This window comes from Alteromonas sp. a30 (assembly GCF_026788005.1).
Taxonomy (GTDB): Bacteria; Pseudomonadota; Gammaproteobacteria; order Enterobacterales; family Alteromonadaceae; genus Paraneptunicella.
Genome location: NZ_JABEPE010000001.1, coordinates 219,365 through 245,677 on the forward strand (window position 1 = coordinate 219,365; position 26,313 = coordinate 245,677).

At 43.4% G+C, this 26,313-nt stretch carries 22 protein-coding genes; 12 read left to right on the top strand and 10 right to left on the bottom strand.

The window, feature by feature from the left end; translation table 11 throughout:
* Nucleotides 1-84: 84 nt before the first annotated feature.
* The 5 genes from mnmA to HJG39_RS00940 all read left to right on the top strand — a co-directional run bounded on the left by mnmA (nucleotide 85) and on the right by HJG39_RS00940 (nucleotide 5,420).
* On the top strand, nucleotides 85-1,209 hold the full coding sequence (gene mnmA, locus HJG39_RS00920; protein ID WP_268405656.1) for a tRNA 2-thiouridine(34) synthase MnmA: 1,125 nt from the start codon (nucleotides 85-87) through the stop codon (nucleotides 1,207-1,209).
* Entirely contained in the window at nucleotides 1,209-1,841 is a 633-nt protein-coding gene (gene hflD, locus HJG39_RS00925; RefSeq protein WP_442780986.1) for a high frequency lysogenization protein HflD, read from the top strand. The genes mnmA and hflD overlap by 1 nt, the downstream gene beginning before the upstream one ends.
* Nucleotides 1,842-1,852: 11 nt before the next feature.
* Nucleotides 1,853-3,226: an adenylosuccinate lyase gene (gene purB / locus HJG39_RS00930; RefSeq protein ID WP_268405659.1), complete on the top strand. Its 1,374-nt coding sequence runs from the start codon at nucleotides 1,853-1,855 to the stop codon at nucleotides 3,224-3,226.
* 114 nt (nucleotides 3,227-3,340) lie between these two features.
* A complete protein-coding gene (locus tag HJG39_RS00935) occupies nucleotides 3,341-4,258 on the top strand; it encodes an adenylate/guanylate cyclase domain-containing protein (protein WP_268405662.1) in 918 nt (305 codons plus the stop codon).
* Complete coding sequence (locus HJG39_RS00940) at nucleotides 4,194-5,420, top strand: cupin domain-containing protein (RefSeq protein ID WP_268405664.1); 1,227 nt, start codon at nucleotides 4,194-4,196, stop codon at nucleotides 5,418-5,420. The genes HJG39_RS00935 and HJG39_RS00940 overlap by 65 nt, the downstream gene beginning before the upstream one ends.
* Nucleotides 5,421-5,536: 116 nt before the next feature.
* Here HJG39_RS00940 and HJG39_RS00945 read toward each other — a convergent pair whose 3' ends face one another.
* Nucleotides 5,537-5,989, bottom strand: a complete 453-nt coding sequence (locus tag HJG39_RS00945; RefSeq protein ID WP_268405667.1) for a DUF4826 family protein — start codon at nucleotides 5,987-5,989, stop codon at nucleotides 5,537-5,539.
* A gap of 81 nt (nucleotides 5,990-6,070) precedes the next feature.
* A complete protein-coding gene (ydiJ, locus tag HJG39_RS00950; RefSeq protein ID WP_268405669.1) occupies nucleotides 6,071-9,103 on the bottom strand; it encodes a D-2-hydroxyglutarate dehydrogenase YdiJ in 3,033 nt (1,010 codons plus the stop codon).
* Nucleotides 9,104-9,330: 227 nt separating this feature from the next.
* Here ydiJ and HJG39_RS00955 point away from each other — a divergent pair, with 227 nt between their 5' ends.
* Nucleotides 9,331-9,552 carry a tellurium resistance protein TerC gene (locus HJG39_RS00955; RefSeq protein WP_268405672.1) on the top strand — a complete coding sequence of 74 codons (222 nt, stop codon included), beginning with the start codon at nucleotides 9,331-9,333 and terminating at the stop codon, nucleotides 9,550-9,552.
* A gap of 289 nt (nucleotides 9,553-9,841) precedes the next feature.
* Here the strand turns inward: HJG39_RS00955 and ppsA are convergent, their stop codons facing one another.
* The gene (gene ppsA, locus HJG39_RS00960; RefSeq protein ID WP_268405675.1) at nucleotides 9,842-12,214 is read right to left on the bottom strand and encodes a phosphoenolpyruvate synthase; all 2,373 of its coding nucleotides are present in this window, start codon (nucleotides 12,212-12,214) and stop codon (nucleotides 9,842-9,844) included.
* Between the two features lie 488 nt (nucleotides 12,215-12,702).
* Between ppsA and ppsR the strand changes: the two genes are divergently transcribed.
* Complete coding sequence (gene ppsR, locus HJG39_RS00965; RefSeq protein ID WP_268405677.1) at nucleotides 12,703-13,515, top strand: posphoenolpyruvate synthetase regulatory kinase/phosphorylase PpsR; 813 nt, start codon at nucleotides 12,703-12,705, stop codon at nucleotides 13,513-13,515.
* Nucleotides 13,516-13,660: 145 nt separating this feature from the next.
* Here the strand turns inward: ppsR and HJG39_RS00970 are convergent, their stop codons facing one another.
* Entirely contained in the window at nucleotides 13,661-15,007 is a 1,347-nt protein-coding gene (locus HJG39_RS00970; protein ID WP_268405680.1) for a class II 3-deoxy-7-phosphoheptulonate synthase, read from the bottom strand.
* Between the two features lie 720 nt (nucleotides 15,008-15,727).
* Here HJG39_RS00970 and HJG39_RS00975 point away from each other — a divergent pair.
* Nucleotides 15,728-16,888 (top strand): DUF1513 domain-containing protein, encoded by a 1,161-nt coding sequence (locus tag HJG39_RS00975; protein ID WP_268405683.1) that lies wholly within the window; start codon nucleotides 15,728-15,730, stop codon nucleotides 16,886-16,888.
* Here HJG39_RS00975 and HJG39_RS00980 read toward each other — a convergent pair.
* Nucleotides 16,876-17,352 (bottom strand): low molecular weight protein-tyrosine-phosphatase, encoded by a 477-nt coding sequence (locus HJG39_RS00980; protein ID WP_268405686.1) that lies wholly within the window; start codon nucleotides 17,350-17,352, stop codon nucleotides 16,876-16,878. The two genes, HJG39_RS00975 and HJG39_RS00980, sit on opposite strands and share 13 nt — an antisense overlap.
* 455 nt (nucleotides 17,353-17,807) lie before the next feature.
* On the opposite strand from HJG39_RS00980, the gene HJG39_RS00985 reads away from it, so the two are divergent.
* Complete coding sequence (locus HJG39_RS00985; protein ID WP_268405689.1) at nucleotides 17,808-19,490, top strand: pentapeptide repeat-containing protein; 1,683 nt, start codon at nucleotides 17,808-17,810, stop codon at nucleotides 19,488-19,490.
* A gap of 121 nt (nucleotides 19,491-19,611) precedes the next feature.
* Here the strand turns inward: HJG39_RS00985 and HJG39_RS00990 are convergent, their stop codons facing one another.
* The 3 genes from HJG39_RS00990 to HJG39_RS01000 all read right to left on the bottom strand — a co-directional run bounded on the left by HJG39_RS00990 (nucleotide 19,612) and on the right by HJG39_RS01000 (nucleotide 21,927).
* A complete protein-coding gene (locus HJG39_RS00990; protein ID WP_268405692.1) occupies nucleotides 19,612-20,082 on the bottom strand; it encodes a Dps family protein in 471 nt (156 codons plus the stop codon).
* A gap of 257 nt (nucleotides 20,083-20,339) precedes the next feature.
* Complete coding sequence (locus tag HJG39_RS00995) at nucleotides 20,340-20,804, bottom strand: nucleotide triphosphate diphosphatase NUDT15 (RefSeq protein ID WP_268405695.1); 465 nt, start codon at nucleotides 20,802-20,804, stop codon at nucleotides 20,340-20,342.
* A 124-nt stretch (nucleotides 20,805-20,928) separates the two neighbouring features.
* A complete protein-coding gene (locus HJG39_RS01000; RefSeq protein ID WP_268405697.1) occupies nucleotides 20,929-21,927 on the bottom strand; it encodes an adenosine kinase in 999 nt (332 codons plus the stop codon).
* Nucleotides 21,928-22,291: 364 nt separating this feature from the next.
* On the opposite strand from HJG39_RS01000, the gene HJG39_RS01005 reads away from it, so the two are divergent.
* From HJG39_RS01005 to pepE, 3 genes are all read left to right on the top strand, one after another.
* Complete coding sequence (locus HJG39_RS01005) at nucleotides 22,292-22,927, top strand: MarC family protein (protein ID WP_268405700.1); 636 nt, start codon at nucleotides 22,292-22,294, stop codon at nucleotides 22,925-22,927.
* A 202-nt stretch (nucleotides 22,928-23,129) separates the two neighbouring features.
* Entirely contained in the window at nucleotides 23,130-23,921 is a 792-nt protein-coding gene (locus HJG39_RS01010; protein WP_268405703.1) for a DNA/RNA non-specific endonuclease, read from the top strand.
* 182 nt (nucleotides 23,922-24,103) lie between these two features.
* Nucleotides 24,104-24,802, top strand: coding sequence for a dipeptidase PepE (gene pepE / locus HJG39_RS01015; RefSeq protein ID WP_268405706.1), 699 nt, complete (start codon nucleotides 24,104-24,106; stop codon nucleotides 24,800-24,802).
* 8 nt (nucleotides 24,803-24,810) lie between these two features.
* Here the strand turns inward: pepE and bioD are convergent, their stop codons facing one another.
* Both bioD and HJG39_RS01025 read right to left on the bottom strand, forming a co-directional pair.
* Complete coding sequence (bioD, locus tag HJG39_RS01020) at nucleotides 24,811-25,506, bottom strand: dethiobiotin synthase (RefSeq protein WP_268405709.1); 696 nt, start codon at nucleotides 25,504-25,506, stop codon at nucleotides 24,811-24,813.
* Entirely contained in the window at nucleotides 25,503-26,309 is an 807-nt protein-coding gene (locus HJG39_RS01025) for a methyltransferase domain-containing protein (RefSeq protein ID WP_268405711.1), read from the bottom strand. The genes bioD and HJG39_RS01025 overlap by 4 nt, the downstream gene beginning before the upstream one ends.
* Nucleotides 26,310-26,313 lie beyond the last annotated feature (4 nt).

A 26,313-nucleotide genomic window follows, 5' to 3' on the forward strand; every position in this document is an offset into this window, starting at 1 on the left:
TTTTCATGAAACATATGGATGTTTTTGCTAAGATGCGCAGCCGAATTGACCCCTTGATTAAAATGCTAAATTGATAGGTACTCAATGCCCATAGAAATCTCGCCCGTTGATCATCGCTCACCCGAACACGTCAAAGTCATTGTTGGAATGTCCGGCGGTGTTGACTCATCTGTTTCTGCTTTGCTGTTAAAGGAGCAAGGCTATCAGGTGGAAGGTCTGTTCATGAAAAACTGGGAAGAGGATGATAATGACGAATATTGCGCAGCCGCAGAAGATTTGCGCGATGCACAAATGGTTGCAGAAAAACTAGGGATAGAGCTACATACCATCAACTTCGCCGCTGAGTATTGGGATAACGTGTTCGAGTATTTTCTAGAAGAATACCAAGCAGGCAGAACCCCAAACCCTGACATCATGTGCAACAAGGAAATCAAATTTAAGGCCTTCTTAGAATTTGCCGCTGAAGATTTAGGGGCAGATTATATTGCCACGGGGCACTACACACAAAGACGTTATCAAGATGGTCACTGGCAGCTAATTCGAGGTCAAGACGACAACAAAGATCAAAGCTATTTCCTGTATACCCTCGGCGAAAAACAGATTGCTAAAACCTTATTCCCTATCGGGCATATACCCAAACCTGAAGTGCGCGAAATTGCCAAGCGCCATGACCTGATTACTCACGATAAAAAAGATAGCACCGGCATTTGTTTTATCGGCGAGCGCAAATTTAAAGATTTCTTATCCAAGTATTTGCCTGCCCAACCGGGGATTATCCAGACAGCCGAAGGCGAGGAAATTGGTGAGCATCAAGGCTTGATGTATCACACGCTTGGACAACGAAAAGGCTTGTTAATTGGCGGCAAAAAAGAGCATGGAGACGAACCATGGTATGTTGTTGATAAAGACGTACCGAACAACGTGTTGATTGTCGGGCAAGGTGCAAACCACCCTCGCCTGTTTTCCGATGGTTTGATTGCAAACCAACTACATTGGGTAAACAGAGAAGGTCCAACAAGCAGCATTAAAGCGTCAGTGAAAACGCGTTATAGGCAAGCTGACATTCCATGCACAATTACCCCTGAAGGCGATACGGTTAAAGTTGTATTTGACTCCCCGCAAAAAGCTGTCACGCCAGGTCAATCCGCCGTATTCTACCAAAACGAAATTTGTTTAGGTGGCGGCATCATTGAGAGTTACATTAGATAATGGATAACTATGTAGACCAACAACTAGCACTCGCTGGAGTTTGCCAATCCGCGTTTTTAGTTAAAAACTTAGCAAGAACAGGCAAAGTCGAGCCAAACGCATTTGAAGCAAGCATTGAGTCCATCGTCGTTACCGACGCCAACGATACCGTTGAGATCTTTGGTGGTTTAAGCGGTTTGCAGGCAGGCATCGCAACACTCGAAAACCAACTCAACAATAAATCTGGACGCAAAGACTCAGAAATCACCCGATATATTGCCGATATTCTTGGTTTAGAGCGCAAGCTCACCCGCAACACCACAACGTTGAATACATTAGGTCAGCGTATTGAGCACATCAAACGCCAGCGTATGCACAGCGAGCTTTTTGAAGCGCCAATGATTGCTAACCTTGCAAGCGTTTATAAAGACGTTATCAGCCCTTTAGGCAGTAAAATACAAGTTGCGGGAAGTCCAGATATACTTAAGCAAGCAGGCGTTCAAGATAAAGTGCGAGCAGTGTTGCTTGCGGGAATTCGTTCAGCCGTATTGTGGCGTCAACTGGGCGGTAAACGCCGAAACATCATTTTCCAACGTAATAAAATCTTAAAAGTGGTTCACGAACTTGTGCGCCAATTCGAAGAATCTAAGTAACTGAGGTATGCATGGATTTATCAATGCTTTCCGCTATTTCCCCAGTCGATGGGCGTTATGGCAGTAAAACAACTGAATTAAGAAGTATTTTCAGTGAATTCGGCTTGTTCCGTTTTCGAGTTCAAGCGGAAGTAACATGGCTACAAGCTCTGTCTTCTCATGAAGGTATTGAAGAAGTGCCTAAGTTCAGTGAAGAAGCCAACGCGTTGCTTGATAGCATCGCCGCCAACTTCAATCTAGAACACGCTGAAAGAATTAAAGACATCGAGCGCACCACTAACCATGATGTAAAAGCAATTGAATACTTTTTAAAAGAGCAAGTTGAGACCCATAGTGAACTGAGAGCGGTTAGCGAGTTCATTCATTTTGCCTGCACATCGGAAGACATTAACAATTTGTCCCACGGTTTGATGCTAAAGCATGCGCGTGAAGAAGTGATTTTGCCTTACTGCGACAAGATACTCGATGCCATGCGCAACCTTGCTGCCGAGCACAAAGCCGTTCCAATGATGGCACGTACTCATGGTCAACCTGCCTCTCCTACCACTATGGGTAAGGAAATGGCGAACGTATACGTTAGGCTAAAACGCCAACGCGACGCCATTGCAGAAGTCAGCATTCTTGGCAAGATTAATGGTGCCGTTGGTAACTACAATGCACACCTTTCTGCCTACCCCAATGTTGACTGGCACGCCTTTTCTGAAAGCTTTGTTAACAGCTTAGGCTTAACATGGAACCCTAGCACCACACAAATCGAACCGCATGATTATATTGCGGAGCTATTTGATGCAATTGCACGCTTTAACACCATCTTGCTCGACTTCGATCGTGACGTTTGGGGTTACATTGCGCTGGGTCATTTCAAGCAAAAAACGGTAGCAGGTGAAATTGGCTCTTCTACCATGCCTCACAAAGTGAACCCGATTGATTTTGAAAACTCAGAGGGTAACTTAGGCTTGGCTAATGCTATTTTTGCTCACCTTGCCACTAAGTTGCCGGTATCACGTTGGCAACGCGACCTGACTGACTCTACCGTGTTACGCAACCTTGGCGTAGGTGTGGCTTATTCCAGCATTGCCTATCAAGCAACGCTAAAAGGCATTAGCAAATTAGAAGTTAACGAGCCAAGCCTATTAGCTGAATTAGATAACAATTGGGAACTATTAGCAGAGCCAATTCAAACGGTAATGCGCCGCTATGGGGTTGAAAAACCTTATGAAAAGTTAAAAGAATTAACCCGTGGTAAGAAGGTCAATCAAAATATTATTGCTGACTTCATCGACGCATTAGCGATTCCAGATAACGCCAAAGCAGAGCTAAAACAGCTTTCGCCTGCCACTTACATTGGTGATGCCATTAGGTTAACCGAAGCCTTGATTGCCTAAATTTGGCCTAATGCGAGTTTGTTTACAAGAAATAAAACCGGGCTAGGTGTATAAACATCTAGCCTCATTAAAAGCTCAGGACGAGCTTCACAAATTTGGTTAAGGAGAACCACAATGACAGCTACATCTTCATATCGAGTGCTTAACGCACTATCCTACCCGTTGGCGATACTTGGCATTTTGCATTTAACCGCACTCTTTATGGTTTGGCACGTTGGTAACACAACACACTTCACTTTAGTTTTGGTGCATTTAATGATGATGTTAGGCTGTTTATCAGTATTTTCTATACTTTTCAGAAAACTACTCAAACAATGGCAACTGCATGAAGACGAAAAAGCCTATCAACGCACACTTATCGAAAACATGCTACCTAAAACACTGGCAAGAAAAACCTTCACTCATCCACAAAAAAGCATTCAAAACATCGCAGAGGCCAGTGTATTGTTTGCCGATATTCAAGGCTTTAGTAAGCTGGCTCAAATCCACTCTTCAGATGAATTAGTTCACTTTCTAGACGCTTTGTATTCGGCATTTGACCACGTTTGCCAACAGTATAGGCTAGAAAAAATCAAAACTATCGGTGATGAGTACATGGCGGTGGCAGGCGCGCCTATAATTCAAAAAAATCATGCATACCAAACTTGCTTGTGTGCTTTGCGACTCCAACAAACCTTTGAGCACATCTGTTTACAACACAATTTTCAAGCCGGACTACGTATTGGTATACACTCAGGGCCTATTATTGCCGGCATAATTGGTACAGATAAGCTAAGTTACGATATTTGGGGCGACACGGTTAACCTCGCATCAAGAATGCAATCACTCGGGCAAACTGGCAAAATTCAACTTAGTCACTCAACCTATAAAAAAGTAAAACTCGCATTTAATTTTGAGCCGCCGAAGCAACGCAATGTAAAAGGACAAGGGCTCAAACGCACGCATTTTCTCATTGGAATTAAATCTCATGCTCAATTTCGACATCCAACACTTCCTCACACATTACTGGCAAAAACAACCGTTGGTTATTAAAGCCGGTGTACCCGATTTTCACGACCCATTGGACGAGCATGATCTCGCAGGGCTAGCGCAATTAGATGAAGTCGATAGTCGAATTATTCGCCTTGAGCAATCTACATCCATACAAAAACAATGGTACGTTGAACAAGGGCCATTTGAGTCCTTCGATGAGATCTGCAAAGGCAAATGGACACTGTTAGCACAAGGCGTTAACCATTACATTGAAGACGCTTGTGATTTGCTCGACGCCTTTAACTTCATTCCGCATTGGCGCATAGATGACCTAATGGTGAGTTATTCTGTAGCCGGTGCAGGTGTAGGACCACACATTGACCAATACGATGTTTTTATTATTCAAGGTAAAGGCTCCCGCAGGTGGCAAGTGGGCGCAAAAGATGAACACAACGAATATTTGCCACATCCACTATTAAAACAAATTGAAATGTTCGAGCCTATTATTGATGAAGTGCTAGAAAGTGGAGACATTATCTACATTCCTCCGGGTTTTCCCCATAACGGAATAGCGCTAACGGAATGTTTAAATTACTCCGTTGGTTTCAGAGCACCAAGCCAAGTTCAACTGCTCGATAACTTCACTAACTATTGTTTGGAACACCAACTAGCAGAACAACGCTATCAAGACCCTGATTTAGCCTTGCGCGAGCACAGCGCTGAAATGACAATGTTAGAACTGACAAAGCTACGTGCATTACTAAAAAACGCTATCGATAGCCCGTCTTTCGAGAGTTGGTTTTTGAGCTTTAATTCAAGCCTTGCTCTTAACTGCGATGACGAAAATAGTGAAGATGAAGCCAACGAGAATACACCTGAGTCGTTACCTCACGATATGCTGCTTCAAGCTCCTTACCCCACACTTTTACGAAACTTAGACACCCACACCGTTTGCATTGCCCATGATGCTCAATCATTACACTTTGGCATCAACGGCATTACCCAGCATATCAGCGCATCAGAAGAAGAAATTATTCACTTCAAAAGCGTGTTGTCAGCCCGAATAGTGAGTAGCGAGGATATTGCGAGTTTTGCTCATCACAAGCAATTAATACGCTATTTGAGCTTTTGGGTGATGCAAGGTTATTGGGAAGTGGTAGACGAGAGCGATGACGAAAAATGGATTGATGAAGTCAGTAACTTAGAAAATGATGATGGTTAGATCTCAAGCACAACTGTAACCACTCCCACAACTTGTATTAACCACAAAAACGGCTACTCAAAAAGTAGCCGTTAATGGTAGTTGTTACTGAAATTGATGATTGCAGAACAGCGACTTTACGCGCCTTGCTGTTTCTTCCAAAGCGCTTCGCTTTCTACAAAGGGATAAATCGCTTCAGCTTTAGTGACGAGCATTTGTGCAAAATCTCGCTGTACTGTGTCTTTAATCCCTACGCGGATCATATTTTCGGCTCTCATTTGCCATTGCAATGAAAAGTGACGGATCGCATTTTTAGCATCTTTGGCAACATTATCAGTTGCAAAGTCGGTGGGTAAATCCCCCGCTATCACCCAATACTTTTTGCGCTCTTTGTCTCTAATTTTGAAAATAGCGAATAAAGGGGCAACGTAAGTGCACTCCTCATTAAACACGGTTTCCACAACAACCCCTTTTTGTGCCAGATAACTCGTCGCTTTTTGTGATTGTTGGTTAAACCATTGTGCCGCGAGCGCCAAACGTTGCTCTTCGTCACTTAATTGCTCTTGGTTTTCAACAGGAGTGTCTTTCATAAATAATGCCTAATACCGATTAATTATTATAATTACGTTGTTAATATGATTCGAAAATTGCCAACATCTTCAAAAAATACATTACGCTAAATGTTGCAATAAAACCTGCACTGGGTGTTTTGGTTTTTGTCGACCAAAACGCGCAACCTGACTGCGACAAGAATAGCCCGTGGCAACGATGTTGTCTGGATTATACCGATCCAGTGCGGGTTGCCAACTTAACTCAAACAATGCTTTAGAATCATTCAAATGATGCGTTTCATGACCAAAGGTGCCAGCCATGCCGCAGCACCCTACCGCCACCGCTTTTAACGAAAGCCCAAAGTTTTCAAATATCTGCTGCCATTGCTTTTCAGAGGCCGGTAATACGGTTTTCTCTGTGCAATGACCCAATAAAGCAAACGTTTCGGGCGATGACGCTTGTGGCAGCTTAGCGGTATTATTTTGCAACCGCTGTAAAAGCCATTCGTGCAGGGTTACGACGTTAAAATTACCACGCTTTTCGCCTAAGGCTTTTTTATATTCGTCACGATAACACAGCACCATAGAAGGGTCAGCGCCCGCCATCGGAATATCTAATGCAGCCACCTGATTTAAGAAATCTGCCGCCGATTGCGCCGTTTGCGCAAACTCTCGCAAAAAGCCTTTTACATGCTGCGGTTTGCCATTGGGTTTAAATGGCAGCAACACCGCGTTCACCCCTATTTTTTCACACAGAGAAATCCAATCAGCGATAAGCTCTGCCTCATAAAAACTGGTGAAAGGGTCTTGCACAATTAATAGCGTTGAGGCTTTTTGCTCGTCAGTTAAAGCTTGCAATGATGCCAAGTCAAAACGCGAGTGCCGTGTAGCAACTCGTTGTTCAAGCGTTGGCACGGATAAGCGCGGCGCATCGACATACCCCACTTTGTCTCGAATAATGCGCTTAACCACGCCTAATGACTGTCCCCAATTAGCCAAACGCGGAATTTTCGCCAACATCGGCGCCATGCGCTCAACGTTTGCCACCAAGTGATCTTTAAACGGTCGGCGGTAACGAGTGTAATACAAAGCCAAAAAGCGCGAACGAAAATCTGGCACACTCACATTCACTGGGCACTGGTTCGCGCAAGCTTTACAAGCTAAGCATTCGTCCATCACTTCGAACACTTCTTGGGAAAAATCGTCAGCAATTTTCGCCTTTATTCCTTTGGATTTTGGAGCTCCCACTTCGAAGTAAGATTGCTCTAACTGAGCCACATCCAAGCCCTGTTCTTGCGTCAATCGTAACCACTCACGAATCATTCCCGCTCGCCCTTTAGGGCTGTGGCGCCTGTCTCCTTTGACTTTATAAGACGGACACATGGGCGATGTGACATCGTAGTTAAAGCACAAGCCGTTGCCATTACAGCTCGTGGCTGGCTCCCAACTTTGCCTCACGCTAACAGGAATTTGCCTATCGAAATACCCGCGCTTGGTGTCGCTCACTTTTACTAAGGTTTCGTCGCTGCCGATTGGCGTGCAAATCTTGCCCGGATTCAATTGGTTATGCGGGTCAAAGGCGGCTTTTATTTTTCTTAATTCAGTAAATAACTCATCACCGAAAAACGCTGGACCATATTCGCTTCGATAGCCTTTGCCATGTTCTCCCCACATTAAGCCGCCATATTTGGCAACCAATGCCACAACCTCATCGGACACGCTATGTAGTAAGGCTTCTTGCTCGGGATCACACATATCTAAAGCTGGTCGAACATGCAGCACACCAGCATCAACATGACCAAACATGCCGTAATTTAAGCCTTTGCTGTCTAACAAGGCTCGAAATTCAAGAATAAAGTCGGCAAGGTTTTCAGGCGGCACAGCGGTGTCTTCCGCGAACGCGACCGGCTTTTTGCTACCGGGTGTTTTCCCGAGTAAGCCAACCGCCTTTTTACGCATCCCATAGATTTTGCCAATATCAGACAAACTATAAGTCACCTGATACCCAATGACGCCGTTTTCCTGTGCTTGAATTTCCGTATCTAAACGCTTTGTTAGTCCAACAATGCGAGACTTCAATGCCTCTTCAGTATCATCGTTATACTCGACCATATTAAGGCCAAGTACCGTTTTATTTGGCACATCCTGAATTAAGTTGCTAACTGAATGCCACACAATATCTTGCTTGGCTAAATTGAGCACGTTGCTATCGACGGTTTCAACCGAGGTTGCTTGTGCCTCGACCATTGCTGGAGCATGTCTTAATGCTGACTCAAATGAGTCGTACTTCACGTTAATTAATGCTTTGGCTTTGGGGATAGGTGTAAGATTTAACTTAGCTTCGGCAATGAATGCCAAAGAGCCTTCAGAACCTGCCAGCACGCGGGCTAAATCCAACTGCGTCAAATCATCGGATACCGCATGTTCAAGGTCGTACCCCGTTAAAAAGCGATTTAGGCGCGGGAATTTTTCAAGAATTTTGTTTCTATTTTCGACACAAGACTGCGCGACCTGCGCTTCGATTTGAGCCAGTCTGTTGCTGTTTGATGAGGCAGAATTGACATCCGAAATCGGTTTTTGGCTTGTGCTAAGCACATCGCCATTGGCCAATACTGCGGTAACGGAAAGCAGGTGATCCGAGGTTTTGCCGTAAACCAAAGAGCCTTGACCAGAGGCATCCGTATTGATCATGCCGCCGATGGTTGCGCGGTTACTGGTAGATAAATCCGGTGAAAAGAAAAAACCATGTGGACGTAAAAAGTCGTTGAGTTGATCTTTGATTACGCCCGATTGCACCCGCACCCACTGTTCTTCTACGTTAATTTCAAGAATGTTGCGCATATGGCGCGACATATCCACCACCACGCCCGGCGTTAACGATTGCCCGTTAGTACCTGTACCGCCGCCTCTTGGTCCAACTTTGATGTCGGGAAATTCAGATAGCAGCCGACCAATACAGGTTAAATCCTCTACGCCTTTAGGAAATACCACCGCTTCTGGCAATTGTTGATAGATAGAATTGTCGGTAGCTACCGCTAATCGGCTGGAATACTGGCTTTCAATCTCGCCTGAAAAGGCACTGGCGGCCAGTTTTTCTAAAAACTCAGCATAAGCGGCTTGAATTGGGGTATGCGATTTTACGATTGGTAACATTAGGCTAAAACAGTAACAACAACGAGGTGGTCATTATCCTTTAAAGCCATGATTGGCGCTAGGGGAAAAGCGATATTTACTGAATATAGGTGAATGAATTCATACCTAAACTAGCAATTAAAATATTCAACAAACACGCGTTGTAACAACTACTTCATGACACATGTTTTATCTCAACGTATACTAAAATTCTGAGTGCTTAAAAAAGATACAGTTAAGGAGTATTTATGAAGTCTATACGCATTGGAATTGGCAGTATTTGTTGCGGTATCGGCATACTCTTCTTCATTTTGCCGGGCTCTATTTTGTTTTTAATCGGTGGCTTGGTGTTACTCAGTTATGATATTCCACAAGCTCGAAAATGGCTTGCCAAATGCCAATCTGCCATGTCGAGTGGAGCAAGACGATTAGATAACATCATTACCAAAAGAAAACGATCTCGTTACTAAAAGCGTTTGGCTAACACAGTACACCTAGCTCAGATCTCGAATCAACTTCAATACTTTCATGTTTATTTTCCTATATAAACGCAAAGCTTACAGAGCCTTGTAAGCATAGTTAACGTATCTTAACTCCCTTTACTTTTCTATATTTGACACCCGTTTTAGGCCATCACTATTGATACATAAATATTTAGAAAACGCTTTAAATCAAATAAAAAAGGCCAGCTACAAGGGCTGGCCTAAAAACTGTCGACCTATCTTAGGACGGGTCACTTTTACTTAACAAGACAGCCAATTAAGCGTGTTTCTCACCAAGATATAACCAAGTTTCGACAACGCTATCTGGGTTCAACGACACACTGTCAATGCCATGCTCAAGCAACCAAGCAGCGAAGTCTTCATGGTCAGATGGGCCTTGACCACAAATGCCCACGTATTTACCGCGTTTTTTCGCCGTGGTAATCGCCATTGCAAGCAAGGCTTTAACCGCATCGTCGCGCTCATCGAACAAGTGTGCAATCAAGCCTGAGTCACGGTCTAAACCAAGCGTTAACTGCGTTAAATCGTTTGAACCGATAGAGAAGCCATCGAAAATATCAAGGAACTGGTCCGCAAGTAATGCATTTGATGGCAACTCGCACATCATGATTACTTTCAAGCCGTTAACGCCCTGCTCCAAGCCTTCCTCTTTTAGCAATTCAATCACTTGCTTGCCTTCGCTCACAGTGCGAACGAATGGGATCATAATCTCAACATTGGTTAAGCCCATTTTGTTACGAACGCGCTTAATGGCTTCACATTCTAAGGCAAAACAGTCGCGGAACGATTCAGACACATAGCGGCTTGCACCGCGGAACCCGAGCATTGGGTTTTCTTCGTCTGGCTCGTATTGGTGTCCACCAACCAAGTTGAAGTATTCGTTTGACTTAAAATCAGACATGCGCACGATAACGCGTTTCGGATAGAAAGCTGCACCAATGCTGGCAATGCCTTCAACCAACTTCTCGATGTAGAACTCAACAGGCGACTCGTAACCCGCCATTAAATCGTTGATTTCGTCTTTGACATCTTCAGGCTGTTGATCGTAGTTCAGCAAGGCTTTAGGGTGCACACCAATCATACGATTGATAATGAACTCTAAACGCGCCAAACCAACACCTTCATTTGGCAAACGAGCGAAGTCGAATGCACGATCTGGATTACCGACGTTCATCATCACTTTCACCGGTAATTCTGGCATTGAATCAATGCGTGACGTTTGCACGCTGTAATCCAAAATATCGCCGTAAATGTAACCGGTATCGCCTTCTGCACAAGACACTGTGACACGGTCGCCGGTGTTAAGCGAATCGGTTGCATCCCCACAACCAACAACCGCTGGAATACCCAATTCACGGGCAATGATCGCCGCGTGGCAGGTTCGGCCACCACGGTTAGTCACGATAGCTGCCGCCTTTTTCATGATCGGTTCCCAATCAGGGTCGGTCATGTCAGTAACCAAAACGTCGCCTTCTTGCACTTTATCCATTTCATCAACAGACTGAAGCACTTTTACCGTACCTGCACCAATTTTATGCCCAATGGCTCGGCCTTCAGACAACACATTAGCTTTACCCGTTAATTGATAACGCTCAATGGTTTGAGAATCTTCACGTGAACGAACAGTTTCTGGGCGCGCTTGTACAATGTACAACTTGCCATCTTCACCATCTTTGGCCCATTCAATGTCCATTGGACGCTGATAGTGCTTCTCGATAATGACCGCCTGTTTTGCTAATTCCATCACTTCGTCGTCTGTTAACGAGAACTGATTACGCGCAGAATCTTCAACCGGTACAATTTCAACTTGTTTGCCGTGAGCAGTATCGTCTGAATACTGCATCTTGTTCATTTTGCTACCAAGGTTGCGGCGTAATACCGACGGATTCCCCATTTCTAACAACGGCTTATGAACATAAAATTCGTCTGGGTTAACCGCGCCTTGCACGACCATTTCACCCAAACCGTAAGAGGATGTGATAAATACAACATCTTCAAAGCCAGATTCAGTATCAATACTGAACATAACACCAGATGAGGAAAGGTCGCTACGCACCATACGTTGCACGCCAGCAGAAAGCGCAACGCCTTTGTGATCGTAGCCTTGGTGAACACGGTAAGAAATGGCGCGGTCGTTAAATAAAGACGCAAAAACGTGCTTAATGGCAACCAACACCGACTCATACCCTTTCACATTCAGAAAAGTCTCTTGTTGACCTGCAAAAGAGGCATCTGGCATATCTTCTGCCGTTGCTGATGAACGAACCGCAAAGGAAGCAGAGTCGCCGGCATCACCTTGAAGCTGTTCAAATGCACTTTTAATGGCCGTTTCTAATTGGGGTTGGAATGGTGTATCGAGGATCCACTGACGGATATTAGCGCCGGTTTCAGCTAAGGCTGTTACGTCTTCAATATCTAGTGCGTCTAGCGTATCGTGAATTCGCTTGTCTAAACCGCTTTGGTCTAGAAATTCGTTAAATGCATGAGCGGTTGTTGCAAATCCGCCTGGAACTTGTACCCCAGCGTTAGCTAGGTTTGAGATCATCTCCCCCAGAGAGGCGTTTTTACCACCTACTCGTCCAACATCACCCATACCTAACTCTTGGTACCACAGAACATAGTCGCCCACTCGCGAACCTCCCGCATTCAATGAAATAAGATGTATTTCTAAATTGTCGTATCAAAATGAAAAATTCACAGCACTCACGTTAATTTTTCTTCAATCCGCTTAAACTATTTCGTATTCAAAGAGTAACACTTGATTCAAAATATAATGTCTCTTTCTTAAAATAATATGTTTTCATTTCAAGCTTTAAAATTGCCTTAATTAATGCTCAAAATAAGAAGGATGAATATGCTCTTAATGCTTGTGCGGCGTGAATTTTAGAATGCCAAAGCCGTGGAAGTAAAATTTAATTTTGAGCTGTAATAAAATTACTACATTAGGTGAAAAAGTTGACTATTTATTCAAGAATTAAACGGTTGATTATTTCATCTAAAAGACAAATTAAATACGTGTATTTTTTGCATAACTATACTTAATTCTTCCCCTGATTTATGGTTATTCAAACAACATATTTGCGATGAAACATATAACGGATCCACAAGGAGCACCCTGTGCGCACAGCCTTTTACATATCTGACGGTACGGCGATAACTGCTGAAGTTTTTGGACATGCACTATTATCTTTATTCCCTATTCAGTTCGAGCATAAAACCGTGCCCTTTGTTGAAACGGTGGAAAAAGCAGAAAATATTGTTAAGAAAATATCTGAAAGTTTCCGAGATTTGAACGAGAGACCTTTGGTGTTTTACACCATAGTGAATCCAGAAATCAGGGAAATTATTGCTAACTCGCCGGGCATTAACTACAACTTCCTCGATCAATTCATCGCCCCGTTAGAGAAAATACTCGGCGTTCCATCTAAACCAGAAAAACATCGTACCCATAGTATTCATGAAAAAACCTATGATACGCGCATTGAAGCGGTTAATTTTGCACTCGCTAATGACGATGGCTCAAATTTAAAAGACTACGCTAGCGCCGATATTATTTTGGTTGGCGTCTCTCGTTCAGGTAAAACCCCAACGAGTTTATATTTAGCATTACAGTATGGGATCCGCGCGGCGAATTATCCTTTCACGGAAGAAGATATGGGCGATACCTTAAAATTGCCGGCCGCGCTTAGAGCTTATAAAAAGAAACTTTTCGGGTTGTCTATTTCCGCAGAACGTTTACATCAGATTCGCTCGGAGCGCCGCGCAAACAGCCGCTATGCCTCAATGAAACAATGTAGGATGGAATTACGGGAAGTGGAAAACCTGTATCGAAAAGAAAAAATTCCATTTCTAAACAGTACACATTTTTCCGTGGAAGAAATATCAGCGAAAATCCTCGCCGAAACTGGCTTAGAGCGCCGAAAGTATTAAGTTATCGATAGATAGTTAAAAGGAAATTACCAAGATGGTAACAACAAGGAGAAGTCGTTTAGATAGTCGTTATGATCGTTTTTAAATAAATCGGAATAGCTTTTCAGCCGCATAAACGCCGCTGAAAAGCCTTTAAAAAGATTACTTATACTTCTGAACGTAAGTGATCGGCTACCAAAAATGCCATTTCAAGCACTTGGTCCGCATTCAAACGCGGATCACACTGAGTTTCGTAACATTCAGCTAAGTCACTTTCACTGATTTGATACGCACCGCCTGTACATTCCGTGACGTGCTGCCCCGTCATTTCCAAATGAATGCCACCAGCATGTGTTCCTTCTGCCTTGTGAGCGGCAAAGAACTGACGAATTTCACTTAAGATGTCATCAAAATTACGCGTTTTGTAACCACTGGACGCCTTTTTCGTATTGCCGTGCATTGGATCAGAACTCCAAACCACATTACGGCCTTCCGCTTTCACACGGCGCAATAAACGCGGCAAGTTCTGCTCAAGATTGTCTGCCCCCATGCGCGTAATAAGGGTTAAGCGACCCGGGTCATTTTCTGGGTTCAAGGCATCAATAAGCTTAATAAGCTCATCTTCTTGCATCGTCGGCCCAACTTTCACACCTACAGGATTATGAATTCCACGGAAGAACTCAATGTGAGCATGATCCAATTGACGAGTACGCTCTCCTATCCAAATCATGTGAGCTGAACAGTCGTACCATTTATCGGTTAAGGTATCGACACGCGTTAGTGCCTGTTCATAATTAAGCAATAATGCTTCATGGGAGGTGAACAGGCTAGTCTCATGCAAAGAGGCGGTGTTACCAGCATTAATGCCAATAACATCCATAAATGAAAGCGTATCTTGAATACGGTTTGCCATATCTTGATAACGATCTTTCAAGGGATTATTTTCCACGAAGGTCATGTTCCAGCGATTCACTTGATGTAAATCTGCCAAACCGCCTTGCGCGAAGGCTCGAAGTAGATTCAAGGTTGCAGATGAGCGGTGATACGCATCGATCATACGTTGAGGATCCGGCATACGGGCGGCTTCAGTAAATTCAAAGCTGTTGACAATGTCACCACGGTAACTGGGTAGTGATACACCATCGATAGTTTCCAGATCCGATGAACGAGGTTTTGCATATTGCCCCGCCATACGCGCAACTTTAGTAACAGGACAACGGCCCGCAAATGTTAATACAATCGCCATTTGCAAGATCACACGAAACGTATCGCGAATTTTAGGCGCATTAAACTCTGCGAACGATTCAGCACAATCGCCACCTTGCAATAAAAACCCTTTGCCTTGGGAAACATTGGCTAACTGTCGATACAATTCACGCGTTTCCTCAGCAAAAACCAAAGGCGGAAATCGATTAAGCTCTGTTTCCACAGAGGCTAATTTTGCCTTATCTTCGTATGTTGGTTGTTGCAATATTGGGAAATTGCGCCATGAGTCGGGTTGCCATTGGCTCACAAGGGTTACCTTCTATAAGTTAAGTTAAACGAAGTGACATCATAAACATTAAAAATGTGCTCTAGCAAGGGACTTTTAAGCAAACTCCGTATAAACATACAAATGTATAACTTATATCAATAATTTAGGGCGATACAGCGCGATGTAAGAAACGTTTTAAACACAACAATGTGATCGTTTTGGCATTATTTATCGTTTAAAAGCTCGGTTTGAATAGAATTTAAGGGAAACTTGTTTATACATGTAAGTTTTTCGTTAAATTTACGTAGGAGTTGTCAAAAAAAGATAAATAAAGACTGGCTTTTTTCGGCAACTTTGCCAAAATGCGAATTATTCTCAATTAGGGTAATGATTATCTCGGTTGAGGCACTTACTGAAATACCTAAATAGCGGTGTTTAATTGTTTATAGGTGACTGATATGTGTAACAAGCATGGAGTGAAACTATCCGTTGAAACAATAACGCAGTGCGTCTGGTCTGCTGCAATTAACGTTTATGTGAAAAGCAAGACTAACGAGCATCTGCACAAAATATAGACTAGGGTTAACAGCAGACTAAAGTTGATTTGATGTTGATACTGGCATCCAGATGATGATCAACTAAAGAAAGAACAAATTAAAATACCAATAACCAGTGTTGTATGAAGTTTTAAGAGCAGTATGAGCAGTGCTCACCGCTTATCCTTCAGACTTTGAACAATAATAATAGGGTTCAATTCGAATGACGGTGATTAAAGGAATCGACAGAAGGCAGTTTCTTCTGGGAAGCAGTAGTGCAGCATTAGTCGCAATGATGCTTCCATCTTGCAGCGCAAATAGCCAACAACAATGGATGGTAAGTAGCGCCAGCGATAATCAAGGCAAACATTATGTTGCCGCGGTCGACATTGATGGCTACCTGATTAGCCGTGTCGCACTTCCTGCTCGCGGTCACGATACACTTGCGCTACCACATAAACCGGGTCACGCATTGGTTTTTGCCAGAAGCCCAAATACCTTTGCTATGGAAATCAATTTCATCACAGGGCACATAACGCACCAGTTTGAGTGCGGCAACGATACCTATTTTTGCGGTCATGGTGCATTGTCTGCTGACGGCTCAAAACTGTTTACCAGCGAAAACCAGTTAAATCACAATCAAGGTATGATTGTGGTGCGCGATACCCAATCTTACCAAGTGCTCAACCGCTTTGCGTCTGGCGGCATTAGCCCTCATGAACTGGTGATGCTGCCTAACAGCAATACGCTTGCTGTTGCAAACAGCGGGATTGTGTCTGTTTATGGCAACTCAAATTCCGTTGACACTCCTGCCAGCAAAGTCACCTCAAGGCATTTTACGCAATCAAATCTTGCTTATATTGATGCCGATAGTGGCCGAGTTATCGCAAAACTTAACGCACCAGAAGCAGGACAAAGCATTCGTCATTTAGATGTGTCGCCAGAAGGCAAAGTGTATATTGGCATGCAATACGAAGGCGATACTTTGAAGGACTCCCACAAAAACCAATCGCCTAAGCAAATGTCATTAATTTATAGCCATCAAGGCAACGAGGGACTAAAGGCGAGCAAGGCATCAGAGTTACAGATGCAACGTATTCAACACCAAACCTCCAGTGTAAAAGTGCTGAACAACTTACTCGCTGTTACCTGTCCCCAATCCCATTGTATTACCTTTTTACATGCCGACAGTTTAGAAGTCATTGAACAGCAGGAATATCAGGGAGCCGCAGGATTAACCGCCATTAACAATATGCTGGTCGCATCAAATCGCGAGGGCAAGCTGAGAATTTATAACAACAAAGTCAATTTAAAATATGCAACGGAGCAAACCGTGGCATCGCTCCGTTTTGATAGTCATATGACTAGCATCTACTCAGCTTGAGCGTCTTGTTGTAGACGCTCGACGAGTTTATCGGATGCCGCTTCAATTAAATCTAACACTTCCGTAAAACCGTTCTCACCGCCGTAGTATGGGTCTGGCACATTATCAGTCTCGGAATCTGACAAGCTTAGGAATAGACTCACTTTATGTTTGAATTCCTCTGGACATAACGCCAGCATGTCTTCTACGTTTTTTGAGTCCATCGCAAACAAATAATCGAAATCTCGAAAATCGCTCTTTTGCAGTTGGCGCGCCACTTGCCCTTGAAAACGATAACCGCGCGCCTCACCTGCCTGTCGGCTTCTGGAATCTGGCGCTTCTCCAATGTGATAACCAGTTGTCCCCGCAGAATCGATATACACCTTTACCCCTGCTTGCGTCGCTTTACTGCGAAACACCGCTTCTGCCGTAGGTGAACGACAAATATTGCCCATGCATACAAAAAGAATTCTATTTTGTTTCATATTTTCAATTACTTATAATAATTTTTAAACAATTCGAGTGACCAAAAAGACGCAATAACAAAAATAAGGTTATCTTAGCCTCTAAATAGCTGTGTTTCATTGTTAATTACCTATAAATGATTTATCGCAAACTCACCATGAATACTGCCATGAGGGCTCCGCAGCCGCCTCCCGCAACTCAGGGTTTGCTCTTAATTCTCTATAGGTGACTCAACGATTGGAGCAGATGTTCTAGCCTAGTGTTGTGTTGCTCTTAACTCAATCTTAGTTTTAGCACGACTATCAACCTACTCAAGAAGACCCAACACAACCCTAATCACTTACAATGCTTTATACAGGATTTTTGTACGCTTCAAAGCATTGTTTTCAGTATTGCGCGTAACAAATGAATATCAGAGAGAGTAAAGCCGTTCCAATTCAAAGCACAATTCTCAATTCATATGGCGATTAACTGCATGGACATCACCCTAATACCTAACCCAAAGAGTGGGCAACTAGAGCGAAATAAGCAAAAAGTTGCATCGGCATATTCCTCAGACTTTACATCCAACTCAAATAAGCTCTACAACTTAGAAGCTGTTCAACTTTGGTTGCAAGGTCGTGAGGCTTGGAATCAGTGGGTGAACGAAAACCCAGAATGTGATGTGGATTTTTCAGAAGTGGATTTCGGGTATTTAAGGAAGTTCACGGAGCGCGGGGAGATTGATTTCAGCTTTTATAACTTTCCCAAAGGGGATATTGACTTTTCCGAGGTTGAATTTGGTGATGGGAATATGAGTTTCTCACGCTCCAATTTTGGTGATGGGAATATGAGTTTCTCACGCTCCAATTTTGGTAATGGGAATACAAATTTCTCTAAAACCAACTTTGGTAATGGAAAAGCAGATTTTTCATTTACCCACTTTGGTGATGGAAGTGCAGATTTTTCTGAAACCAATTTTGGTGATGGAAATGTCAATTTTTTTGAAGCCAACTTTGGTGATGGAAGAGCACGTTTTTATGGAGCCAACTTTGGTGATGGATATGTGAATTTTTCAAATGCCAACTTTGGTGATGGAAGTGCAAGTTTTTATGGAGCCAACTTTGGTGATGGGAGTGCAAGTTTTTATGGAGCCAACTTTGGTGATGGGAGTGTGAACTTTTCAGATGCCAACTTTGGTGATGGAAGTGCAGATTTTTCTGGAGCCAACTTTGGTGATGGATATGTGAATTTTTCATATGCCAATTTTGGTAATGGGATTGCAGATTTTTCCCGTACCAACTTTAGTAATGGGGATGTGGATTTTATAGAAGCCAACTTTGGTGATGGGAGTGTGGACTTTTCAGATGCCAACTTTGGTGATGGAAGTGCAGATTTTTCTGGAGCCAACTTTGCTGGGGGACATGTATCGTTTATCTATACTCAATCCAACGGAAATGTCGTTTTTATCGACTTAAGAAAACCCGATAAAATCACGTCATTTTCATTACTGGGCGCATCAATAAACGGGCTATTGTCCTTATCAAATAACACCTTTCACTGCGTACCCGATTTAACTGAAACAAATATTAAGCATGATGTAGAGCTTCAAACCTTAAGTGTTAATTTGCAAAGAGAACGGCTGGACTGGAAAGGCTTATGGATGAAAAAAGCGTTGGATACCAAAGACATCCAACGCTTGCGTAAGCTAAAGCAAATTGCTGAAAACAATAAACATCACGAAGCCGCATTACGATTCCATGCCGATGAAATGAGAGCCAAACGCTGGCACAAAAAGGAAGATGGTGGTTTAGGGGTATTTGGCTCGGTTCTGGATTTACTGTATTCCGCCATTTGCAACTACGGGCAGTCTATAGCAAAGCCGTTAATCACCTTAATCGCAACGTGGTTTGCCTTCTTTCCGCTTTACTGGACTTTGACCAAGGATGTGTTTACCAAAGATACGTTTGCCGCAGAGAATGTTGCAGACTTGTTTGTGTTTACCGCGACCAATTCAATTCCCTTTATTCCCGTTGCGAAAAAAGTCAGGGACATCGCCTACGCAAGCTTTTTTGATGAAAGTGCTTTGCTGTTTAGCGTGATGAGCTTTCAGGCAATTGTATCGTTGGCCTGTATTTTCTTAATTGGTCTTGGCTTTAGAAATCGGTTTAGGATTTAACGGGCTAAACGCCGTCGCTTTATCTATGTTTTTCTACCTCAAAATCGCTCTACCAGTATCTCTATCTATCAGAATGAAAAAGGGGCCGAAGCCCCTTCCTATCATACTCATTTCTATTCAGTTATTTGCGTGTTGCGCGTAGCATCCAGGATGTTTTCTCGTGGATACGCATTCGGTCGGAAACCAGTGCAGCGGTGGATTCATCATCCGCAGATTGCGCCATTTTTAGCACTTCACGAGCGGTTCTTACCACTTGCTCATGGCCTTTTGTGAGTAAGTCGACCATTTCTGCGGCACTGGGCACGCCGTCCACTTCTTCAATGGAGCTTAACCTTGCAAATTCTTTGTAGGTTCCCGGTGCAGGTACATCTAGGGTTCGAATACGTTCGGCAATGTCGTCTACCGCGACCGCTAGTTCGGTGTAATGTTCTTCGAACATCAAGTGTAATTCACGGAACTGTGGACCGGTAACATTCCAGTGGAAATTGTGCGTCTGCAAATACAGGGTATAAGAATCGGCCAAAAGACGTTTCAGTCCTTCTGCAATTTTTTCTCTATTTTCAGAGTTAATTCCTATATCAATATCAGTCATTTCGGTTCCTCTTACTTTTAACGAGTTACAAATGGCGCTTACTCATAAGCAACTAAGTGAGCCACATGATTAAATACCTGTTCCAAACTATCAGTCACCTGTAGAGAATTAGGAGCAAACCCTCAGCCGCAGGGAAGCGGCTGTGGAGCCTACATGGAAGTATCCACGGCGAGTTTGCGATAAATCTCTATGGGTGACTGACAATTAAACACAGCTATTTAGAAGCTTAGTTTACCTTTAAAAAATCGCGCCGCCGTTTAAGTCGGTTCCTTTAACAGGTTTAAACTTGTGTCATAAAAAGAGGTTGGGACGCTATGAAGAAGTTCAAGGGCCAACTCGCTAGCCTCAAACAGAGGCGAAGGTAATGCCTGTAAAGCATACCATCCGAGCAAATCGTGTTTTTCTGGCTCTTTTAGCGCTAAAGTGCCCGTGAATACAGAGCTGTAAAAGATAATTGACGCAACATGACGCCCTTCTTTTTTGAAAGTTTTCAGATTGTTGGTTACGCCAAGGAACACAAGGTTTGCCGCTTGTAAGCCCGTTTCTTCCTCAAGCTCCCGTAGTGCGGCACTTTGAATGCCTTCTCCGGCATCAACCGAACCACCGGGAATGGAATAACTGCCCTGCCCGTGCGCTGACTTTCGGCGCATCATTAAGATTTCACCTTGTGAGTTTTGCAAAATGATGCCAACGCCAAGTTCGACTTTTTCTGATCCCGCCATATTCTTCCAAGCCTAAAGTAAAGTTGATTATGTTTACGCTTCGCCATTGAGTTGAGTCGTTAGTCATCAGAAACAAAAACGACCCAACGAAGGGCCGCTTATTCTTTTCACTAACGCTTATAATTTAGGCTAGCTGTTTTTTCACTTCGCTCACTTGCTCCGATTCTAAACGTGGGCCATATTGAGAAACGACTTTTGCACTTGCCAAGCTCGCTAAATTACCCGCTTCCTCGTAACTTAAACCATTGTTGATACCGTATAAGAAAGCACCTGCGAACATGTCGCCCGCACCGTTGGTATCCAACGTTTCCACTTTGTGAGAGGCGATATTGATGTATTGCTCGCCATCCCAAATCACCGCGCCTTTATCGCCCAATGTGATCACGAAGTGCTTGGCAAACTTCTTCAATTCTTCTCGCGCTTCATTAATTTCAAACTTACCTGTGAAATCGAGGGCTTCTTGTTCGTTACAGAACAGCAAGTCTAAGTCGAAGCTAATAAGTTGCTTCATGTTGTCTTTAAAGAAGTTAACCATGTTTGGGTCGCTCATGGTAACCGAACGTTTTACGCCGTGTTTTTTCGCCAGCGCTAAGGTTTTGACAGCCGCAGCTTGCGCTGTTGGACTTGCAACTAAGTAGCCTTCTACATAAACCCATGCCGAATTTTGTAGTGCTTCTTCGTCGATTTGGTCTTCATCCAGTGCAGCAGTAATGCCGAGGTAGGTATTCATTGTGCGCTCTGCATCTTCCGTCACCATTACGATGCATTTCCCTGTAACACCATCCGCTAATTGACCCGTTTTATTTTTGGTGCCAATGCCATTTTCTTTAATGTCATCTAGATAAAAATGCCCCATGTCATCATCGGCAATTTTAAAAGAATAGAAAGATTTACCACCGAATTGAGAAATGGCAATCATGGTGTTTGCCGCTGAACCGCCGCATTGACGTTTAACTTCGTGCTGATCTTGGTCAGACAATGCTTTGACTATTTGAAATTGACGCTCTTCTTCTACTAAGGTCATCAAGCCTTTTTCAATTTTGTGTTCATCTAAGAACGCTTCGTTCACTTTAAATTCCATGTCAACTAACGCGTTGCCAATTCCAAAAACATCGTATTTCATTTCATTAAACCTTTAATAGCGGTGAATACCTAAGGTATACAGCATTCTAGTTACAATGCCCCTTGCACAGCGCCCGATAGTTTCGCACAAGTTGGACTCACACTTGATAAACTTGGGCTTGAATGGCTCAACAAGGCTCATTTTTCAAAAAGGGGAAATTTTAACACTCATTCGGGTTGAGATTAAATGTGTTTTTGCCTTCCCCTGTAAAATAAACATTACTGGTTTACAAACAGGCGACTAACGTTTTATTGAAACAGAATCGTGGCAACCTTTGCACTTCAACTAGACTTACTTCACACATTGCTATACCTTCGCGCCTTCTTGTACAGCACCCCACTTTTTAACATTGAGTCGTTTTAATATGTTAGAGCAAATATTGTTTCTGGTTACGTCGTTTTACACCATGATCAACCCCCTTGGTAGCGTACCGTTGTATATTTCTATGACGGAATCATTTTCTCCTCAACTATCAAAGAAAGTGGCCATTAAAGCCTCACTTACAGCATTTATTGCATTGGTGTTATTTGGTTGTTTAGGTGAATGGATTTTCGAGTTTTTTGGTATTTCGGTCAGTGGCTTAAAAGTAGTTGGCGGCATTTTATTTTTTATTATGGGATATGAAATGCTGCGCGGAAAAACGGTGCCCAAAAAACAAGAAAGCGAAACCGAAACCGAATACGGATCTGATATTGCTATTGCTCCTTTAGGTATTCCTCTTATTGCCGGCCCCGGCGGGATTACAATGGCTATTCTGTTTTATAAGGAAGCAGCAGATTGGGTCAATAAAGGCGAAGTGATTTTAAGTATTTTCATTGTGTCTGTACTCACAGCACTCACCTTTATTTATGGTCGTCAACTCATGTCATTGCTGGGCAACAGTGGCAGTAAAGTGATGATGCGGGTAATGGGACTCATTGTGATGCTGATTGCAGTGGAATTCTTTTTTGCAGGGATTACTCCGTATATTCACAACATTATGGCGCCTTATCAGCATTAAGGTACTCAGTTGCCACTCACCTTGAAGGAGGTCGTAAACCCTAATCGTTGTGTATTTTTAGGATATATTTAGTCCAATTAGTGCCTTTTTAGTAATAACTTACCTTATTTGGTTGAATTTTTATTCGCTTTTTTAATAAATATGTAAAACACTCATGGTAGATACAGGTTTGAATTTTTTTAACCAACAATAGGTATTTACCATGAAAAACTCGATAATCTCGATACTATTCGCAACAACAAGCCTCTTGAGCGCTGCACCGGCTGCCGCAAACACAAACAATTGCGGCACTTATGGCTGCCCGACTGGCGCGTCTTCAAGTAATACAGTTGTAAACCGCGCGATTTACACGTTAAGTAACGATCGCTCCACTAAGTTCGCTGATTGGACTGCATATCAAGTTAAACCAAGCACTATTGACGGGCCAAGTCGTTCTCGTACATGGAAAGCCGATCCTGCGATTTCTAGCAGTTACACGTTAGAGCCAAGCGATTATACTGATGCCCATGCAGTTATCGGTACAGACAGAGGCCATCAAGTACCTCTTGCTAGCTTCAGTAACACTAGCTACTGGGCAGATACCAATTACTTATCTAACATTACGCCTCAACGTTCAGAATTAAACCAAGGCCCTTGGGTTAAATTAGAAAATGCGGTAAGAAGCTACGTAAGAACAGGTCAAAATGTTTATGTCATTACCGGCCCTTTATACGAATACTATTTCGCCACTTTGCCTCGTGCGAACGAAGGTCATACCGTGCCTTCCGGCTACTTCAAAGTAGTAGCTACTATTTCTTCTGGAGGCTATGTAAACGCATCAGCTTTCATCATGCAGCAAACTAGCGGACGCTCGGACAACTACTGTTACAAGGAAGTAACGATTGATGAAGTCGAGCAACGCGCAGGGCTCAACATTATGCCTTCCATGCCATCGTTCAGAGAAAGTGCAGTTGAAACACGCACAGGAGGGTTGTCTAGTCAGCTTGGCTGCTAAACTCACACACCGTACATGGATGTACACTTCCCGCCTCTCCTACTCTTCTTCAATTCAGTTACTTTATTTTGTTTTTCTCTTCAAAGCGTTTGTATTTTCAGGCTTTCTGTGTCGCTTTTAGCACTGTCTACTTTATAATTGGCATCACTTTACGATTCGCCACAATAAGTAACAGGAAGATCATGGATTTATTATTACTGAGTAGTTCAAGAGCAGGTAATTCAGATTATTTAGAAACCGCACAAAACGCGATTTACACGCATTTGTCAGACTGCACAAACATTGTATTTGTACCCTATGCCGGTGTGACGATGTCCTACAATGACTACACTAAAAAAGTGCAAAATGCATTGCCCGAACTGAGCATTAAAGGTTTGCATGAATGGGAACAGCCTTTGGAGGGCATTCAGCAAGCAGATGCGATATTAGTCGGTGGTGGCAATACGTTTCATTTGTTGCACTGCTTGTATCAGTTTAATTTGGTGAATAGCATTCGTGAAAAAGTGAAACTGAGCATGAAATACGTTGGTTGGAGCGCAGGCTCTAACGTCGCAGGCAACAGTATTCGTACCACCAATGACATGCCGATTATTGAGCCTGAATCTTTCACCGCTTTAGCGTTAGTACCTTTTCAAATTAACCCACATTTTACCGATTATCAGCCGCCGGGACACAATGGCGAAACTCGCGCAGAAAGACTCGCGGAATTTATGGTGGTGAACCCTGAAATGCCGATATTGGCAATCCCCGAAGGTGTTGGACTAAAAGCATCGCAAGGAAACTACAGCCTTGTTGGTGAAGGCGAGAGTTTTGTGTTTAAAGCAGGTGAGCAAAAAGTGGTTGCAAACGACGCGATGCTCGCAGAATTGCTAGCCTGTTAGCCCTTGTTTTAAATCTTCTGAAACCGAGATAAAGAATCCAAAGATAGCGTATTGGTTGTTGCCTCAATGCTGTTTTGAACAGAACCATGAGGCACGACACCTAAACAAGGCGCGTCTAAAATGTCATGCAAGGATGCAAGATTGTCGGCTTGGTTATGCATCTGGGGATCGATGTGATTGGCAACCCAGCCAGCCAGTTGCAAACCGTCTCGCGTTATGGCCTCTTCTGTTAACTTAGCATGGTTTAAACATCCTAATTTCATCCCCACGACTAAAATAACGGGCAACTGTGCATGCTGAACAAATTCGGACAAAAAGTGCCCATCTCCTAGTGGCAAACGCCAACCGCCAGCGCCTTCAACAATGAGCAAGTCGGCTTGTTTGCTTTTCAGGGTTAAATACGCCTGATAAATCGCTTCGAAAGACAGTGTTACTTGCATTTGTTTGGCAGCGATATGCGGAGCAATAGCGGGTTCAAATGAGAACGGATTGACTTCACTGTAGTTCAGCGGAATAGAGCTGGCTTTTTGCAACGCCAGCGCATCTTCATTTTCTAAGCCTTTTGCGGTCTGTTGGCAACCGGATGCAATGGGTTTAAAACCAGCGCTACGTAATCCTTGCTCAGATGCCATTTTTAACAGCAAACTCGATACATAGGTTTTGCCAACTTCGGTGTCGGTTCCGGTAACAAAAAACGCGCTCATTTATACAACTCCAAAAAACTTAGTTGATAGGTCAGCGGTAGCCAGCCGTTTTGCGAAAAGTGCTGCTCATAGTAGCCCTGCATCTGTGCAAGACGAGATTTATTCAGGCGCGTTATTTGGCGCTTTTCACTAACAATGCCCGCGCCGATGTCTTTAATAGAATGCATAGTGTCCCGAACTGAGTTATGCCAACTTTGATACCGCCGTTCAATAACCTGCCCTCGAAACCCCGCACTTAGCGCATAATCTAAAAGCGATTGAGAATGTAAAAAACGATTGATATGCGGCGCGCTATCGAGCGCTTGCCAACAGGCTTGCAATTCATGCAATGAACCTTGGCTCATGATGCCAAGCAAAACTTTACTGTTCGGGCGACACACGCGATAAATCTCGGCTAAACACTGGCCAATATTAACGCTCCATTGCAATGCCATTGACGAAAATACCCCATCAACGCTGTTTGATTGCAACGGTAAGTCATCCGCATCGCCGGCAATCCAATTGATTTGGGTCGGCTGATTTGCGCATTGAACGCCTTTCGTACGAGATTGTGCAAACGTCAGCATCCCCAGCGACAAATCAAGGCCAATGCTCATCTTGCTAAAAGGCTTTAACTGCTGAGTTAAGCTCCCGGTTCCGCAACCTAAGTCGAGCAAGGTATCGCAATGATGTTTGCCCCAAAGGCCAACCGCATCCGCTCCAATTTCCGCCTGTACTTTGGCTTTAGTATCGTACTGCAATGCATTCACACTAAACTGTTTTGCAATTTGTTGCTTTAACGAAACCTGTTGTGAATTCATCATATTA

Excerpts from the sequence above, each read along its gene's own strand:
- mnmA (WP_268405656.1), top strand. The coding sequence starts at position 85 with ATGCCCATAGAAATCTCGCCCGTTGATCATCGCTCACCCGAACACGTC.
- hflD (WP_442780986.1), top strand. The coding sequence starts at position 1,209 with ATGGATAACTATGTAGACCAACAACTAGCACTCGCTGGAGTTTGCCAA.
- purB (WP_268405659.1), top strand. The coding sequence starts at position 1,853 with ATGGATTTATCAATGCTTTCCGCTATTTCCCCAGTCGATGGGCGTTAT.
- HJG39_RS00935 (WP_268405662.1), top strand. The coding sequence starts at position 3,341 with ATGACAGCTACATCTTCATATCGAGTGCTTAACGCACTATCCTACCCG.
- HJG39_RS00940 (WP_268405664.1), top strand. The coding sequence starts at position 4,194 with ATGCTCAATTTCGACATCCAACACTTCCTCACACATTACTGGCAAAAA.
- HJG39_RS00945 (WP_268405667.1), bottom strand. The coding sequence starts at position 5,989 with ATGAAAGACACTCCTGTTGAAAACCAAGAGCAATTAAGTGACGAAGAG.
- ydiJ (WP_268405669.1), bottom strand. The coding sequence starts at position 9,103 with ATGTTACCAATCGTAAAATCGCATACCCCAATTCAAGCCGCTTATGCT.
- HJG39_RS00955 (WP_268405672.1), top strand. The coding sequence starts at position 9,331 with ATGAAGTCTATACGCATTGGAATTGGCAGTATTTGTTGCGGTATCGGC.
- HJG39_RS00975 (WP_268405683.1), top strand. The coding sequence starts at position 15,728 with ATGACGGTGATTAAAGGAATCGACAGAAGGCAGTTTCTTCTGGGAAGC.
- HJG39_RS00980 (WP_268405686.1), bottom strand. The coding sequence starts at position 17,352 with ATGAAACAAAATAGAATTCTTTTTGTATGCATGGGCAATATTTGTCGT.
- HJG39_RS00985 (WP_268405689.1), top strand. The coding sequence starts at position 17,808 with ATGGACATCACCCTAATACCTAACCCAAAGAGTGGGCAACTAGAGCGA.
- HJG39_RS00990 (WP_268405692.1), bottom strand. The coding sequence starts at position 20,082 with ATGACTGATATTGATATAGGAATTAACTCTGAAAATAGAGAAAAAATT.
- HJG39_RS00995 (WP_268405695.1), bottom strand. The coding sequence starts at position 20,804 with ATGGCGGGATCAGAAAAAGTCGAACTTGGCGTTGGCATCATTTTGCAA.
- HJG39_RS01000 (WP_268405697.1), bottom strand. The coding sequence starts at position 21,927 with ATGAAATACGATGTTTTTGGAATTGGCAACGCGTTAGTTGACATGGAA.
- HJG39_RS01005 (WP_268405700.1), top strand. The coding sequence starts at position 22,292 with ATGTTAGAGCAAATATTGTTTCTGGTTACGTCGTTTTACACCATGATC.
- HJG39_RS01010 (WP_268405703.1), top strand. The coding sequence starts at position 23,130 with ATGAAAAACTCGATAATCTCGATACTATTCGCAACAACAAGCCTCTTG.
- pepE (WP_268405706.1), top strand. The coding sequence starts at position 24,104 with ATGGATTTATTATTACTGAGTAGTTCAAGAGCAGGTAATTCAGATTAT.
- bioD (WP_268405709.1), bottom strand. The coding sequence starts at position 25,506 with ATGAGCGCGTTTTTTGTTACCGGAACCGACACCGAAGTTGGCAAAACC.
- HJG39_RS01025 (WP_268405711.1), bottom strand. The coding sequence starts at position 26,309 with ATGATGAATTCACAACAGGTTTCGTTAAAGCAACAAATTGCAAAACAG.